The organism is Pseudomonas sp. B5(2017) (assembly GCF_002112825.1).
GTDB lineage: Bacteria > Pseudomonadota > Gammaproteobacteria > Pseudomonadales > Pseudomonadaceae > Aquipseudomonas > Aquipseudomonas putida_Z.
The window spans coordinates 1-14,090 of record NZ_NEIR01000006.1 but is presented as its reverse complement, the minus strand read 5'-3'; the positions used below and the strand labels follow the sequence as shown (position 1 = coordinate 14,090).

The following is a 14,090-nucleotide window of genomic DNA, read 5'->3' as shown; positions in this document are numbered from 1 at the left end:
CTTTTGTTCTTATCCGCGCGAGGCGGCGATCTTGATCAGCTTGGCATAGTAGAAACCGTCGTGGCCGCCCTCCTGGGCCAGCAACTGGCGGCCGTGGGGCTGGCGCAGGCCGGCTTCGGTGGCCAGGTCCAGCTCACGGGCGCCCGGGGTGCGGGCGAGGAAGGCATCGATCACTTCGGTGTTCTCGGTCGGCAGGCTGGAGCAGGTGGCGTACAGCAGCATGCCGCCCACTTCCAGGGTCGGCCACAGGGCATCGAGCAGCTCGCCTTGCAGCGTGGCCAGGGCCGGGATGTCGTCGGCCTGACGGGTCAGCTTGATGTCCGGGTGACGGCGGATCACGCCGGTGGCCGAGCATGGTGCGTCGAGGAGGATGCGCTGGAACGGCTTGCCGTCCCACCAGCTGGCGGTGTCGCGGGCATCGCAGGCGATCAGCTCGGCGTCCAGTTGCAGGCGGTCGAGGTTCTCGCGCACGCGGGTCAGGCGCTTGGCTTCGAGGTCGATGGCCACAACGTGGGCCAGACCGGCTTCGGCTTCCAGCAGGTGGCAGGTCTTGCCGCCCGGTGCACAGCAGGCGTCGAGCACGCGTTGGCCGGGGGCCAGTTCCAGCAGGTCGGCGGACAGCTGCGCGGCTTCGTCCTGAACGCTCACCCAGCCTTCGGCAAAGCCTGGCAGGCCGCGCACATCGCAGGCTTCGGCCAGCACGATACCGTCACGGCTGTACTGGCAGGCGCTGGCGACTACACCTGCCTCGGCCAGCAGTGCCAGGTAGGCATCGCGGCTATGGTGGCGACGGTTGACCCGCAGGATCATCGGCGGGTGGGCGTTGTTGGCGGCGCAGATGGCCTCCCACTGCTCCGGCCAGAAGGCCTTGAGCGACTTCTGCAGCCAGCGCGGGTGGGCAGTGCGTACCACCGGGTCGCGCTCCATGCCGGCCAGCAATTCTTCGCCTTCGCGTTGGGCGCGGCGCAGCACGGCATTGAGCAGGCCCTTGGCCCACGGCTTCTTCAGCTTGTCGGCACAGCCGACGGTCTCGCCAATGGCCGCGTGGGCCGGAATACGGCTGTAGAACAGCTGGTACAGGCCGACCAGCAGCAGCGCCTGCACATCGGCATCGGCGGCCTTGAACGGCTTCTGCAGCAGCTGCGCGGCCAGCAGGTCGAGGCGTGGCTGCCAGCGCGCGGTGCCGAACGCCAGGTCCTGGGTCAGGCCGCGGTCGCGTTCATCGACCTTGTCCAGTTGCGCCGGCAGCGAGCTGTTCAGCGAGGCCTTGCCACTGAGCACAGCGGCAAGGGCACGGGCGGCGGCGAGGCGTGGGTTCATTGGCCCAGCACCTTGCCGCTGGCGAATTTCTCGCGACGGCTGTTGAACAGGTCGCTGAAGTTCAGCGGCTTGCCGCCGGGCAGTTGCAGGCGGGTCAGGCTCAGCGCCTGGTCACCGCAGGCGACCACCAGGCCGTCCTTGCTGGCGGAGAGGATCTCGCCGGGGGTGCCTGTCGCTGTGGACAAGTTGGCGGTCAGCACTTTCACGCTTTCGCCATCGAGGGTGCTGTGGCAAACCGGCCACGGGTTGAAGGCACGGATCAGGCGTTCCAGCTCGACGGCCGGACGGCTCCAGTCGATGCGCGCTTCGTCCTTGTTCAGCTTGTGCGCGTAGGTGGCCAGGGCATCGTCCTGCACTTCGCCTTGCAGCGAACCGTCGGCCAGGCCGGCAATGGCCTGGACGACTGCGGGCGGGCCCATCTCGGCCAAGCGGTCGTGCAGGCTGCCGCCGGTGTCTTCGGCGCTGATCGGGGTGACTACCTTGAGCAGCATCGGGCCGGTGTCCAGGCCTGCTTCCATACGCATCACGGTCACACCGCTCTCGGCGTCGCCGGCTTCCACGGCGCGCTGGATCGGTGCGGCACCGCGCCAGCGTGGCAGCAGGGAGGCATGGCTGTTGATGCAGCCCAGGCGCGGGATATCCAGCACCACCTGCGGCAGGATCAGGCCATAGGCGACCACCACCATCAGGTCCGGCTTCAGCGCGGCCAGTTCGGCCTGGGCTTCGGCGTTGCGCAGGGTCGGCGGCTGGAACACCGGGATGTCATGGGCCACAGCCAGTTGCTTGACCGCGCTCGGCATCAGCTTCTGGCCGCGGCCGGCCGGGCGGTCGGGCTGGGTGTAGACGGCCACGATCTCGTAGGGGCTGTCGAGCAAGGCCTTGAGGTGTTCGGCGGCAAACTCTGGAGTGCCTGCAAAGACGATGCGCATGGAGTTCTCGCTTCAAAAAAGAAAAAGGCTTGCCGGAGCAAGCCTTCTGGAAGGTGGGGATCAGGCTTGCTGGCGGTGCTGCTTTTCCAGCTTTTTCTTGATCCGGTCGCGCTTGAGCTGCGACAGGTAGTCGACGAACAGCTTGCCGTTGAGGTGATCGAATTCGTGCTGCACGCACACCGCCAGCAGGCCTTCGCACTCCAGTTCGTACGGCTTGCCGTCGCGGTCCTGGGCCTTGACCCGCACACGCAGCGGGCGGTCGACGTTCTCGTAGAAGCCAGGTACCGACAGGCAGCCTTCCTGGTACTGGCCCATGTCATGGGTCAGCTCTTCGACCGTGGGGTTGATAAAGACGCGCGGCTCGCTGCGGTCTTCACTGAGGTCCATGACCACGACCTGCTGGTGCACGTTGACCTGGGTGGCGGCCAGGCCGATGCCAGGGGCTTCGTACATGGTTTCAAACATGTCGTCGATCAGCTGACGCAGGGCGTCGTCGAACACCGTCACCGGCTTGGCGATGGTGCGCAGGCGCGGGTCCGGGAATTCGAGAATGTTCAAGATGGCCATAAGGTCAGGCAGTCACTGTGCGTTCGGTTGAAAACTGAGCACACATAATAAAGGGAAACGGGGATTTCAGCACCTGGCAAAGCTCGGCTAGGGTTTTCAAGGGCCGCTTATAGCCCATTCGATGGACAGGTTGTCAAAGCGTTATCAACAAAGTTATCCACAGTTTGTGCCACGTCGATGGCCCCAATTCGATCAAGGATGATCCCCATGCAGACTTACCATTCGTCGCCTCTTCCGCCTGCCGAACTGGAGGCGCGATTACGCCTGCACCGGCTGCCGGAAATGGGATTGCGTCGCTTTAACACCTTGCTGGAGGCCTTTGGCAGTGCCTCTTCGGCACTGTGCGCACCGGCCGGCGCGTGGCGCGCATTGGGCATACCACAGGCCACCATCGATGCCCGGCGCAGTGCCGAAGTACGTGAGGGCGCACTGGCCGCAATGGCCTGGTTAGAGCGCCCGGGCCAGCATTTACTGATGTGGGACGGCCCTGGCTACCCGCCACTATTGGCGGAAATCGACGATGCCCCTCCGCTGCTTTTCGTCGCTGGCAACCCGGCCTTGCTCGAGCGCCCACAGCTGGCAATTGTGGGTAGCAGGCGTGCTTCACCCCCGGCGCTCGACACTGCTGCGGCATTTTCCCGCTACCTGGCGCAGGCCGGTTTCACCATTACCAGCGGCTTGGCCGTGGGCATCGACGGTGCCGCTCATCGGGCCGCATTGCAGGCTGGTGGGGGCACGGTTGGCGTCCTAGGTACGGGGTTGCAAAAACTTTATCCACAGCGCCACAAGTCGCTTGCGCAAGCGATGATCGACAACGGTAGCGCGCTGGTTTCCGAGTACCCGCTGGATGCCGGGCCGCTACCTGGCAACTTCCCACGGCGCAATCGCATCATCAGTGGCCTGTCGCTGGGCGTGCTGGTGGTCGAGGCCAGCCTGGCCAGTGGTTCGCTGATCACCGCACGCCTGGCTGCCGAGCAAGGCCGCGAGGTGTATGCCATACCGGGCTCCATTCACCACCCCGGTGCCAAGGGCTGCCACCAGTTGATCCGTGACGGCGCGCTGCTGGTGGAGAGCGTGGAGCAGATATTGGAAAGCCTGCAGGGCTGGCAGAACCTGCCGCCTGCGGTTGTGGATAAATTCGACCATCCCCTGCTCGCCCTGCTGCATGCTGCGCCACAAACCAGCGAAAGCCTGGCCCACTGCAGCGAGCTGCCGCTGGCCGACGTGCTGGCGCAGCTGACCGAACTGGAGCTGGAAGGCCGGGTCAGCAATGAAGCCGGGCGTTGGTTTGCCCGCGCGGGCTAAGTACACTGCTCACAAGCAAGGTATATAGGCGGAGTAACAGAAATGGTGAGCAGTTTTCGTGTGCAACAAGCCGCACGTGAGATCCGGGCGGGCGCAGTGATCGCCTATCCGACGGAAGCGGTCTGGGGCCTGGGCTGCGACCCGTGGAACGAGGACGCGGTGTATCGCCTGCTGGCGCTGAAGTCGCGGCCTGTGGATAAAGGCCTGATCCTGGTAGCCGACAACATCCGCCAGTTCGACTTCTTGTTCGAGGATTTCCCCGAAGACTGGATCGACCGCATGGGCAGCACCTGGCCGGGGCCGAACACCTGGCTGGTACCGCACCAGGACCTGTTGCCCGAGTGGGTGACCGGGGAGCATGACACCGTGGCGCTGCGGGTCAGCGACCACCCGTTGGTGCGCGAGCTGTGTGCGTTGGTGGGGCCGTTGATTTCCACTTCGTGCAACCCGGGCGGGCGCCCGGCGGCGAAGACCCGGTTGCGGGTGGAGCAGTACTTCCATGGCCAGCTGGATCTGGTACTGGGTGGCGCATTGGGTGGAAGGAAGAACCCGAGTGTGATTCGTGACCTGGTGACTGGCGAAGTCGTTCGCCCGGGCTGATACATATCCACAGGCCTGGCCGCGACCTCCTGTGGGAGCGGGCGAGCCCGCGAAGAATCCAACGTGGTGTCTGGCACGGGCTTCGCCCGTGTTCGCGGGCATGCCCGCTCCCACAGGTCAGGGCCAAGTCCCCGCGGATTTTTCTGATTTTGTCTCGAATGGCTGTCCAGCTTGCGGCTTGGGAAATATCCTACGAGCCGCGTCCCCTGCCATCACCTTCTCAGTGGGAACCAGTGCCTCTAGGCTTCATCCGTCGCTGAATACCTTGGCGATCGGGTGTGGTAGCCCGGATGCATTTTTTCCATGGCAGTCTATGGTGACTGTGCGTGGGAGGCTTTCGAGCCTGCCTGGATTGGAAAATGCCCGGGTCTACCACCTCGCGTACAGTCGCCACCCATTCACGTGGTAGTGATTGGTGGCGGCAATGAGGAGCATTTTCCAATGATGAAGAAAATAGTCCCCGATCCACCGCTTCCCTGCACCTCTACTCGTCCCTTCGGTCGCTGCGATGCCGGCCACGAACCGCTGTTCACCGTAAACCCGAACATTTCCGCCGAGGACGCCTTGGTTCATGTAGCTCTGTATCTGCGAGGCGCCTACGAAACGGGCTCGAAAGCCCTCGAGTACCTGCGCGAAGAAGGCCGTGGCATGTATTGGTCGAGCCTGCATTCCATTGAACTTGCGGAGGGATTGGTGGAGGCGATTCTCGATGGTATCGAGTCGATACCAACCACCCGTCCCCCACAGGCATAGCGCCATATTCAAGGCCGACGCAGTACCTGTGGGAGCGGGTTCACCCGCGAACACCGGCAAAGCCGGTGCCATGCACCGCAGTGTCTTCTTCGCGGGTAAACCCGCTCCCACAGGTATAACGCTGTATTCAACGCTGGTGCAGTACCTGTGGGAGCGGGCGCGCCCGCGAACACCGGCGCAGCCGGTGCCATGCACCGCGGTGCTTGCTTCGCGGGCATGCCCGCTCCCACAGGGATAGCGCCGTATTCAACGCCGACGCAGTACCTGTGGGAGCGGGTTCACCCGCGAACACCGGCAAAGCCGGTGCCATGCACCGCGGTGTCTTCTTCGCGGGTAAACCCGCTCCCACAGGTAAAGTGATTGGCCCCAGTTCTTGGGAACCTGTGGGAGTGGGCTCAGGGGATCAGTACAGTCGACCCCACAGTCCTGCGCGCCGACAGCTCTGCCTGTGCCTTTGCCGCCTCACTCAGCGGATACCGCTGCTGGATATCCACAACCAGATTGCCGCTGCCAATCATGGCGAACAGGTCATCGGCCATGGCCTGGGTATTCTCGGCACTGTTGGCATAGGTCGCCAAAGTCGGCCGGGTCACATACAGCGACCCTTTCTGCGCCAGAATCCCCAGGTTCACCCCGCTCACTGCCCCCGAGGCATTGCCAAAGCTCACCATCAACCCGCGCGGCTGCAGGCAGTCCAGCGAGGTCAGCCAGGTGTCGGCACCCACACCGTCATACACCACAGGGCATTTCTTGCCGTCGGTCAGCTCCAGCACCCGCTGGGCCACGTCTTCACGGCTGTAATCAATGGTCGCCCACGCCCCCAGCGCCTTGGCCCGCTCGGCCTTCTCGGCAGAGCTCACGGTCCCGATCAGCTTGGCGCCCAAGGCCTTGGCCCACTGGCACGCCAACGAACCCACGCCGCCAGCTGCTGCGTGGAACAAGATCACGTCACCCGCCTTCACCTCATAGGTCTGCTTCAGCAGGTACTGCACGGTCAAACCCTTGAGCATCACCGCCGCCGCCTGTTCGAAGCTGATGGTGTCGGGCAGCTTCACCAGGTTGGCTTCCGGCAGCGTATGCACCTCGCTATACGCGCCCAGCGGGCCGCCGGCATGGGCCACGCGGTCACCCACTTTCAGCCGGGTCACGCCCTCGCCCACGGCCTCGACCACGCCAGCCGCTTCAGTGCCCAGCCCCGAAGGCAGGGATGGCGGTGCATACAGCCCGCTGCGGAAGTAGGTATCGATGAAGTTCAGGCCGATCGCATGGTTACGTACACGCACCTGCTGTGGCCCTGGCGGGGCAGGTTCGAATTCCACAAACTGCAGCACTTCCGGGCCGCCATGCTGGCTGAACTGGATACGCTTGGCCATCTCGCACTCCTGTCGTATGGGTCGGGAAAGGCCTTCTATCGGACGCCTTTGCTTGATCGCCGTCAACTGCGGCGCGCGGGCTGGGGGTGGTATGCTACGCGGCGAATTCTTCCCTGCCCGTTCCTGGTGACCCGATGACTAGCCGCACCGAGGCCGTGAAAGCCTACCTGCTCGACCTGCAAGACCGCATCTGCTCTGCCCTCGAAGCTGAAGACGGCGGCGCCCGCTTCGTCGAGGACGCCTGGGTGCGCGAAGCCGGTGGCGGGGGCCGCACGCGGGTGATCGGCGATGGCAAGGTGATCGAGAAAGGCGGGGTCAACTTTTCCCACGTGTTCGGCGCTGGTCTGCCGCCGTCGGCCAGTGCCCACCGCCCCGAGCTGGCGGGCCGTGGCTTCGAGGCCCTGGGCGTGTCGCTGGTGATCCACCCGCACAACCCGCATGTGCCCACTTCCCACGCCAACGTGCGCTTCTTCATCGCCGAAAAGGAAGGTGAAGAGGCTGTCTGGTGGTTCGGCGGCGGCTTCGACCTGACACCGTACTACGGCAATGAAGAAGACTGCATCCACTGGCACCGTGTGGCCGAGCAGGCCTGCGCGCCGTTCGGCGCCGACGTGTACCCGCGCTACAAGGCCTGGTGCGACCGCTACTTCCACCTCAAGCACCGTGGCGAGCCACGCGGCATCGGTGGCTTGTTCTTCGACGACCTGAACGAGTGGGACTTCGACACCTGCTTCGCCTTCATCCGCGCCATCGGTGACGCCTACGTCAACGCCTACCTGCCGATCATCCAGCGCCGCAAGGACACCCCTTACACCCCGCAGCAGCGCGAGTTCCAGGAATACCGCCGTGGCCGCTACGTGGAGTTCAACCTGGTATACGACCGTGGCACCCTGTTCGGCCTGCAGTCCGGTGGCCGCACCGAGTCCATCCTCATGTCGCTGCCGCCGCAGGTGCGCTGGGGCTACGACTGGAAGGCCGCGCCCGGCAGCGAAGAAGCGCGCTTGACCGAGTACTTCCTGCAGGACCGCGACTGGCTCGGCCAGTAAGCCTGTGGATAATCAAGGAGCCGTCATGGACCAGTACGTCGTTTTTGGTAACCCCATCGGCCACAGCAAGTCGCCGCTGATCCATCGCCTGTTCGCCGAACAGACCGGCCAGGACCTGGAATACGCCACCCTGCTGGCGCCGCTGGACGAGTTCAGCGACTGCGCGCGCGGCTTCTTCAAGCAAGGCCGCGGTGGCAACGTCACCGTGCCGTTCAAGGAAGAGGCCTTCCGCCTGTGCGACAGCCTGACCCCGCGTGCCCAGCGCGCTGGCGCGGTGAACACGCTGAGCAAGCTGGCCGATGGCAGCCTGCAGGGCGACAACACCGATGGCGCTGGCCTGGTGCGCGACCTGACGGTGAATGCCGGGGTCGAACTGGCGGGCAAACGCATTCTGATCCTGGGTGCTGGTGGTGCGGTGCGTGGGGTGCTGGAGCCGATCCTTGCGCACAAGCCGCAGTCGCTGGTGATTGCCAACCGGACTGTGGAGAAGGCCGAGCAGCTGGCGCGTGAGTTCGATGAGCTGGGGCCGGTGGTAGCCAGCGGGTTTGCCTGGTTGCAGGAACCGGTGGATGTGATCATCAATGCCACCTCGGCGAGCCTGGCCGGTGAGTTGCCGCCGATTGCCGACAGCCTGGTCGAGGCGGGGCGCACGGTTTGCTACGACATGATGTATGGCAAGGAGCCTACGCCGTTTTGCCAGTGGGCAGAGAAGCTGGGGGCGGCCAAGGTGCTGGATGGGCTGGGGATGCTGGCTGAGCAGGCGGCTGAGGCTTTCTATATCTGGCGTGGGGTGCGGCCGGATACGGCGCCAGTGTTGGCTGAGTTGCGCCGGCAGCTGGCTCGGGGCTGAGATTGTTGGGGGCCGCTTTGCGGCCCATCGCGACACAAGGCCGCTCCCACATTGGATCGGCGTACACCATACCCTTGTGGGAGCGGCCTTGCGTCGCGATGGGCTGCAAAGCAGCCCCAGGATCTCAGCTATCACTCCTCAAACCGGATCGGACAAAGCTCCACCCCTTCCAGCTTCTGCAATTCCTCGATCACCTGCGGCCTGGCCCGGTGCAGGGTCAGACTCCCCCCCGCCCGCCGCAACCGCCGCGCCTCGCGGTGCAACATATCCACACCCGAGTAGTCGATGAAGTTCACCTGCCGCGCATCGATCACTACATGCGGCCCCTGGCAGCGCTGCAAGCGCACCTGCAGGTAATGCGCCGCACCAAAGAAGATCGACCCGCCCACCCGCAGCACGTCCGCCTCCCCTTCACGGCTTTGTTGCACCCGTGGTCGCGAGGTGCGCTTCAGATAGAAGAACAGCGACGCCAGCACTCCGGCATAGATCGCCGTCTGCAGCTCCAGCAACAAGGTCGCTGCCGCCGTCAGTGCCATTACCAGAAACTCCGAGCGGCTGACCCGGAACAGCGCACGAATCCCCCGGTGGTCCACCAACCCCCAGCAGATCAGCAGGATGCTGCCGGCCATGGCCGGGATCGGCAGGTGCGCGATCAGACCGGCCCCGGCAACGGCGAACACCGCCACCCACAGCGCCGAGAATACCCCGGCCATGGGCGAGCGGGCGCCGGCGTCGTAGCTCAGCCCGGAGCGGGTGAAGGAGCCGGAAGACAGGTAACCGGAGAAAAACGCACCGACGATGTTCGACAGGCCCTGTGCGCGTATTTCCTGGTCTGCGTCGGTCAACTGCTCCGAACGTGCCGACAACGAGCGGGCGATCGACAGGCTGGTGACCAGCCCGAGCATGCCCACTGCCACGGCGCTGGGCAGCAGGCGCAGTATCAGTTCCACATCCAGCAAGGGCAGCGGGCTGAAGGGTGGCAGCTGCCCGGTGAATGCCGGCACACGCGGCACATGGCCAAAGAACCCAGGCAGCAGCCAGGCCAGCAGGCTTACCAAAATCAGGCTTATCAACAGGCTGGGCCAGCGTGGGCGCCAGAGCTTGAAGGCCACGCCGATCACCACTGTGGTCAGGCCCAGAATCAAGGAAGGCAGGTCGACCTCGCCGGCATGGCTGGCCAGGTCCTGCACGGTCTTCAACGCCGTGGCCTGGCTTGGCAGGTCCATGCCCAGCAGGTTGGGCAGCTGGCCCAGGGCAATGACGACAGCGGCGCCCAGGGTGAAGCCGAGCACCACGGAATGGGAGACGAAATTGACCAGTGCGCCGAAGCGCAAAAGCCCCAGCAGCAACTGGAAGATGCCGCCGAGGAAGGTCAGCAGCAGCACCAAGGTGACATAGTCGGCGCTGCCGGCCACGGCCAGCGGGCTGATGCTGGCGTAGAGGACGATGGAGATGGCAGCGGTCGGGCCGCAGATCAGGTGCCAGGACGAGCCCCACAGGCAGGCGATCAGCACTGGCACGATGGCGGCGTACAGCCCGTACTCGGCCGGCAGGCCGGCGATCAGGGCATAGGCGATGGATTGCGGCAGGGCGAGGATTGCACCGCTCAGGCCCACCAGCAGGTCCTGGCGCAGGCTGCGGCCCGATTGGCGGGGGAGCCAGGAGAGGAAGGGCAGCAGGTGAGTGAGGCGATGCATGGGTTATCCACATTCCTTACTGTTTCGCCAATCCCTGTGGGAGCGGGCGCGCCCGCGAAGAAGCCGCCGCGGTGGATGGCACCGGCTTCGCCGGTGTTCGCGGGCATGCCCGCTCCCACAGGAATAGAGGTTTTGCTTGTGAGGTTACAGTTTGGCTTTGACGGCCTCCAGCGCATTGCCATCGGCCTTGGTCGTCACCCCGGTCAACCACCCTTCCAGCAACTCGGGGTGCGCCTTCAGCCAAGCCTTGGCCGCATCATCGAAGCTCATCTTCTTGTCCACAACTTCGGCCATGATGGTGTTTTCCATGTCCAGCGTGAACTTCAGGTTGCCCAGCAGCTTGGCCGCATTCGGGCAGGCTTGTGGATAACCCTTGCGGGTCAGGGTATACACCTCGCCCTTGCTGCCAAACCACTTCTCCCCGCCGCTCAGGTAATGCATCTTCAGCTTCACGTTCATCGGGTGCGGGGTCCAGCCGAGGAAGGTGATGAACTGCTGTTTCTTCACCGCCCGGTCGACCTGCGCCAGCATCGCCTGCTCGCTGGACTCCACCAGCTTCCACTGGCCTAGGTTGAACTCATTCTTGTCGATGATTTCCTTCAACGACAGGTTGGCCGGTGCCCCGGAACCGATCCCGTACAGCTTCTTGTCGAACTGGTCGGCGTGTTTCTGCAAGTCGGCAAAATCCTTCACCCCGGCATTCCACACATAGTCGGGCACTGCCAGGGTGAACTCGGTTCCTTCCAGGTTGCGTGAAAGCTGCTGCACATCGCCGTTGGCGATGAACTTCTCATGAAAGCCCTGCTGTGCCGGCATCCAGTTGCCGAGGAAGGCATCGACGCGGCCATCCTTGAGGCCGCCGTAGATGATCGGCACGGCCAGGCTGTCGATTTTCACCCGGTAACCCAAGCTTTCCAGAAGCAGGCGGGCCAAGGCGTTGGTCGTGGCGATGTCGCTCCAGCCGGGGTCGGCCATCTTCACGGTGGTGCATTGCGCGTCGCTGTCGGCGGCGTGGGCCGTGGCGGTACCCAGGCTCAGGGCCAGGGCGAACACGGCGGCGGAGAACTTGTGCATGGCGGCCTCTTTTCTCAATCCAGGGGGGCGGGCTGTGGATAACGTGCCTTGCGCTCGAGGTCGTCGAGATCGATGTGGTTGCGCATGTACTGTTGGCTGGCGTCCACCAGCGGTTGGTGGTCCCAGCTTTTCAGCTTGCCGATGGCCAGCGCCTCGGCCACCAGGCGGCGGCGCCGCTGGCTGGCAAGAACCTGCTGGCGCAGGCTGGGGATATCCCAACGTTGCTGTGCTTCATCGACAAATGCCTGCAGCAGCGCCTGGTGTTCCGGGCTGCCGGTGAGGTTCTCCCGCTCGTGCGGGTCGCGGCTCAGGTCATAGAGTAGGCATGGGTCGTCTTCGCTGTACACGAACTTGTACGGCCCGCGGCGGATCATCATCAGCGGGCCGACGGTGCCTTCGGCCATGTATTCGCCGATCACTTCGTCATGGCCGCCCTGCCCTTGCAGGTGGCCGACCAGCGAGCGGCCATCCAGGTGCAGGTGGTTATCCACAGCACCTCCGGCCAGCTCGACCAAGGTCGGCAGCAGGTCGCAGGTAGACACCGAGGCACTGACCCGGGCTGGCGCGAAGCGCTTCGGCGCGTGCACCAGCAGCGGCACCCGCGCCGACATCTCGAACCAGTGCATCTTGTACCAGAGGCCACGCTCGCCAAGCATATCGCCGTGGTCGCCGGAGAACACGATCAGGGTGTCGTCGGCCAGGTTGCATTCCTCCAGGGTCTGCAGCAGCAGGCCGATGTTGTCATCGATGTAGCTGCAGGCGCCGAAGTAGGCACGGCGGGCGTCACGGATCTTGTCCACAGGCAGCGGCTTGTTCCACAGGTCGTAGACCTTCAGCAGGCGCTGCGAGTGCGGGTCGAGTTCTGCCTGGTCGAATTCGGCGCGGGGCATGGGGATATTCACACCCTCGTAGCGATCCCAATAGCGCCGGGGGATGGTGTAGGGGTCGTGCGGGTGGGTCATCGACACGGTCAGGCAGAACGGTCGGCCATCGTTTTCGCGCACATGGTCGTACAGGTACTGGCGCGCCTTGAACACCACCTCCTCGTCGAAATCCAGCTGGTTGGTGCGCACGCACGGGCCGGCCTGCAGTACCGAGGACATGTTGTGATACCAGCTCGGGCGCACGTCCGGTTCATCCCAGTTCACCGCCCAGCCGTAGTCGGCCGGGTAGATGTCGCTGGTCAGGCGTTCTTCGTAGCCATGCAACTGGTCCGGGCCGCAGAAGTGCATCTTGCCCGACAGCGCGGTGCGGTAGCCAAGGCGGCGCAGATAGTGGGCGTAGGTCGGCACGTCGGCGGGGAAGTCGGCGGCGTTGTCGTAGGCGCCGATGCGACTGGGCAACTGGCCGCTGACCAGAGTGAAGCGCGACGGCGCGCACAACGGACTGTTGCAGTAGGCCGAGTCGAACACCACCGCCTGTTCGGCAAGGCGGCTCAGGTGCGGCATCTGGATCGGCGAAGAGGCGTAGATCGGCAGCAAGGGCGCGGCCATCTGGTCGGCCATGATGAACAGGATATTCGGGCGCGTCATGGTGGCTTCCATCGTTGAGGGTTATGCGAACCGCTTGCCTATCAAGATGCGACTGTGGATAACATGGGTAAAGCCCACGGTGGGCAATAACTGGGATTAGCCACGCTTATGTTTGACCACCTTGCCGAGCTGTCGCTGGATACCTTGCGCGTGTTCGAGGCCGCCGCACGGTTGCGCGGCTTTACCGCCGCGGCGCTGGAGCTGGGTACCACGCAGCCAGCGGTGAGCCAGCAAGTAAAACGGCTGGAGGCACAGTTGGGCACGCGCCTGTTCGACCGCATTTACCGGGGTATCGAGCTGACCGAGGCTGGCCAGGTGCTGTTCGAACAGGTGCATCAGGGCCTGCAGGCCATGGAGGACGGCATTGCCCAGGCCAGTGGGCGCGGCCAGCGCGAAGTGCTGCAGGTGGCTACCGACTTCGCCTTTGCGGCGTTCTGGCTGATGCCACGGCTGCAGCGTTTTCACGAGGCTTATCCACAGGTGGACGTGAGCCTGGTGACCGGTGAGCGCAGCCAGGGCATGTTGCGACCGGACATCGATGTGGCGGTGCTGTTTGGCGACGGGCGTTTTCACCAGGGCGAGAGCCGCTGGCTGTTCGATGAGGAGGTTTTCCCTGTGTGCAGCCCCCGGCTGATTCATGGCAAACCCTTGTCAGCCGTGGCTTTGCAACGATTGCCCTTGCTGCACTTGAAGGGCGAGCAGGCTAGCCGTTGGTTTGACTGGGCGGGGGTGTTTCGCGGGTTTGGGGTGGCCAGCCCGCCGCCGGCCGGGCAGTTGCGGTTTGATAACTATACGTTGCTGATCCAGGCGGCGATTGCCGGGCAAGGGGTGGCGATTGGCTGGGGGCATCTGGTGGATGGGCTGGTGGAGCAGGGGTTGCTGTGCCGGCCGTTGGAGGGGAGTTTGCGCTCGGCGCGCGGGTATTACGCGGTGCTGCCACCACGCAAGCGGCGTGGGGCGTTGATCGAGCGGTTCGTGGATTGGCTGGAGCGCGAGCGCAGCCTGTGACATCCCCGGGGCCGCTTTGCGGCCCATCGCCGGCAA

The 14,090-nt window shown here is 64.5% G+C and carries 13 protein-coding genes; 6 read left to right on the top strand and 7 right to left on the bottom strand.

Going from position 1 to position 14,090, the window contains the following annotated elements; translation table 11 throughout:
- Positions 1-9 precede the first annotated feature (9 nt).
- The 3 genes from rsmB to def are packed head-to-tail and all read right to left on the bottom strand — an operon-like array spanning position 10 to position 2,816.
- Entirely contained in the window at positions 10-1,320 is a 1,311-nt protein-coding gene (gene rsmB / locus CAG00_RS10470; RefSeq protein WP_085664227.1) for a 16S rRNA (cytosine(967)-C(5))-methyltransferase RsmB, read from the bottom strand.
- Positions 1,317-2,249: a methionyl-tRNA formyltransferase gene (fmt, locus tag CAG00_RS10465; protein ID WP_085664226.1), complete on the bottom strand. Its 933-nt coding sequence runs from the start codon at positions 2,247-2,249 to the stop codon at positions 1,317-1,319. Before fmt ends, rsmB begins: the two co-directional genes overlap by 4 nt.
- 60 nt (positions 2,250-2,309) lie before the next feature.
- Positions 2,310-2,816: a peptide deformylase gene (gene def / locus CAG00_RS10460; protein ID WP_003260000.1), complete on the bottom strand. Its 507-nt coding sequence runs from the start codon at positions 2,814-2,816 to the stop codon at positions 2,310-2,312.
- A 207-nt stretch (positions 2,817-3,023) separates the two neighbouring features.
- On the opposite strand from def, the gene dprA reads away from it, so the two are divergent.
- From dprA to CAG00_RS10445, 3 genes are all read left to right on the top strand, one after another.
- Positions 3,024-4,121: a DNA-processing protein DprA gene (dprA, locus tag CAG00_RS10455; protein ID WP_085664225.1), complete on the top strand. Its 1,098-nt coding sequence runs from the start codon at positions 3,024-3,026 to the stop codon at positions 4,119-4,121.
- A 42-nt stretch (positions 4,122-4,163) separates the two neighbouring features.
- Positions 4,164-4,721, top strand: coding sequence for an L-threonylcarbamoyladenylate synthase (locus CAG00_RS10450; protein WP_085616043.1), 558 nt, complete (start codon positions 4,164-4,166; stop codon positions 4,719-4,721).
- A gap of 441 nt (positions 4,722-5,162) precedes the next feature.
- Entirely contained in the window at positions 5,163-5,474 is a 312-nt protein-coding gene (locus CAG00_RS10445) for a hypothetical protein (protein WP_013970269.1), read from the top strand.
- A 395-nt stretch (positions 5,475-5,869) separates the two neighbouring features.
- Here the strand turns inward: CAG00_RS10445 and CAG00_RS10430 are convergent, their stop codons facing one another.
- A complete protein-coding gene (locus CAG00_RS10430; protein ID WP_085664224.1) occupies positions 5,870-6,847 on the bottom strand; it encodes an NADPH:quinone reductase in 978 nt (325 codons plus the stop codon).
- Between the two features lie 134 nt (positions 6,848-6,981).
- Between CAG00_RS10430 and hemF the strand changes: the two genes are divergently transcribed.
- Both hemF and aroE read left to right on the top strand, forming a co-directional pair.
- Complete coding sequence (gene hemF / locus CAG00_RS10425; RefSeq protein ID WP_019098072.1) at positions 6,982-7,893, top strand: oxygen-dependent coproporphyrinogen oxidase; 912 nt, start codon at positions 6,982-6,984, stop codon at positions 7,891-7,893.
- 25 nt (positions 7,894-7,918) lie between these two features.
- Positions 7,919-8,743: a shikimate dehydrogenase gene (gene aroE, locus CAG00_RS10420; protein WP_085664223.1), complete on the top strand. Its 825-nt coding sequence runs from the start codon at positions 7,919-7,921 to the stop codon at positions 8,741-8,743.
- 131 nt (positions 8,744-8,874) lie between these two features.
- Here aroE and CAG00_RS10415 read toward each other — a convergent pair whose 3' ends face one another.
- From CAG00_RS10415 to betC, 3 genes are all read right to left on the bottom strand, one after another.
- Positions 8,875-10,440, bottom strand: coding sequence for a SulP family inorganic anion transporter (locus CAG00_RS10415; protein ID WP_085664222.1), 1,566 nt, complete (start codon positions 10,438-10,440; stop codon positions 8,875-8,877).
- 144 nt (positions 10,441-10,584) lie between these two features.
- On the bottom strand, positions 10,585-11,514 hold the full coding sequence (choX, locus tag CAG00_RS10405; RefSeq protein WP_085664221.1) for a choline ABC transporter substrate-binding protein: 930 nt from the start codon (positions 11,512-11,514) through the stop codon (positions 10,585-10,587).
- A gap of 14 nt (positions 11,515-11,528) precedes the next feature.
- A complete protein-coding gene (gene betC / locus CAG00_RS10400) occupies positions 11,529-13,046 on the bottom strand; it encodes a choline-sulfatase (RefSeq protein ID WP_085664220.1) in 1,518 nt (505 codons plus the stop codon).
- Positions 13,047-13,154: 108 nt separating this feature from the next.
- Here betC and CAG00_RS10395 point away from each other — a divergent pair, with 108 nt between their 5' ends.
- The gene (locus CAG00_RS10395) at positions 13,155-14,054 is read left to right on the top strand and encodes a LysR family transcriptional regulator (protein ID WP_085664219.1); all 900 of its coding nucleotides are present in this window, start codon (positions 13,155-13,157) and stop codon (positions 14,052-14,054) included.
- Positions 14,055-14,090 lie beyond the last annotated feature (36 nt).

Excerpts from the sequence above, each read along its gene's own strand:
- rsmB (WP_085664227.1), bottom strand. The coding sequence starts at position 1,320 with ATGAACCCACGCCTCGCCGCCGCCCGTGCCCTTGCCGCTGTGCTCAGT.
- fmt (WP_085664226.1), bottom strand. The coding sequence starts at position 2,249 with ATGCGCATCGTCTTTGCAGGCACTCCAGAGTTTGCCGCCGAACACCTC.
- def (WP_003260000.1), bottom strand. The coding sequence starts at position 2,816 with ATGGCCATCTTGAACATTCTCGAATTCCCGGACCCGCGCCTGCGCACC.
- dprA (WP_085664225.1), top strand. The coding sequence starts at position 3,024 with ATGCAGACTTACCATTCGTCGCCTCTTCCGCCTGCCGAACTGGAGGCG.
- CAG00_RS10450 (WP_085616043.1), top strand. The coding sequence starts at position 4,164 with ATGGTGAGCAGTTTTCGTGTGCAACAAGCCGCACGTGAGATCCGGGCG.
- CAG00_RS10445 (WP_013970269.1), top strand. The coding sequence starts at position 5,163 with ATGATGAAGAAAATAGTCCCCGATCCACCGCTTCCCTGCACCTCTACT.
- CAG00_RS10430 (WP_085664224.1), bottom strand. The coding sequence starts at position 6,847 with ATGGCCAAGCGTATCCAGTTCAGCCAGCATGGCGGCCCGGAAGTGCTG.
- hemF (WP_019098072.1), top strand. The coding sequence starts at position 6,982 with ATGACTAGCCGCACCGAGGCCGTGAAAGCCTACCTGCTCGACCTGCAA.
- aroE (WP_085664223.1), top strand. The coding sequence starts at position 7,919 with ATGGACCAGTACGTCGTTTTTGGTAACCCCATCGGCCACAGCAAGTCG.
- CAG00_RS10415 (WP_085664222.1), bottom strand. The coding sequence starts at position 10,440 with ATGCATCGCCTCACTCACCTGCTGCCCTTCCTCTCCTGGCTCCCCCGC.
- choX (WP_085664221.1), bottom strand. The coding sequence starts at position 11,514 with ATGCACAAGTTCTCCGCCGCCGTGTTCGCCCTGGCCCTGAGCCTGGGT.
- betC (WP_085664220.1), bottom strand. The coding sequence starts at position 13,046 with ATGACGCGCCCGAATATCCTGTTCATCATGGCCGACCAGATGGCCGCG.
- CAG00_RS10395 (WP_085664219.1), top strand. The coding sequence starts at position 13,155 with ATGTTTGACCACCTTGCCGAGCTGTCGCTGGATACCTTGCGCGTGTTC.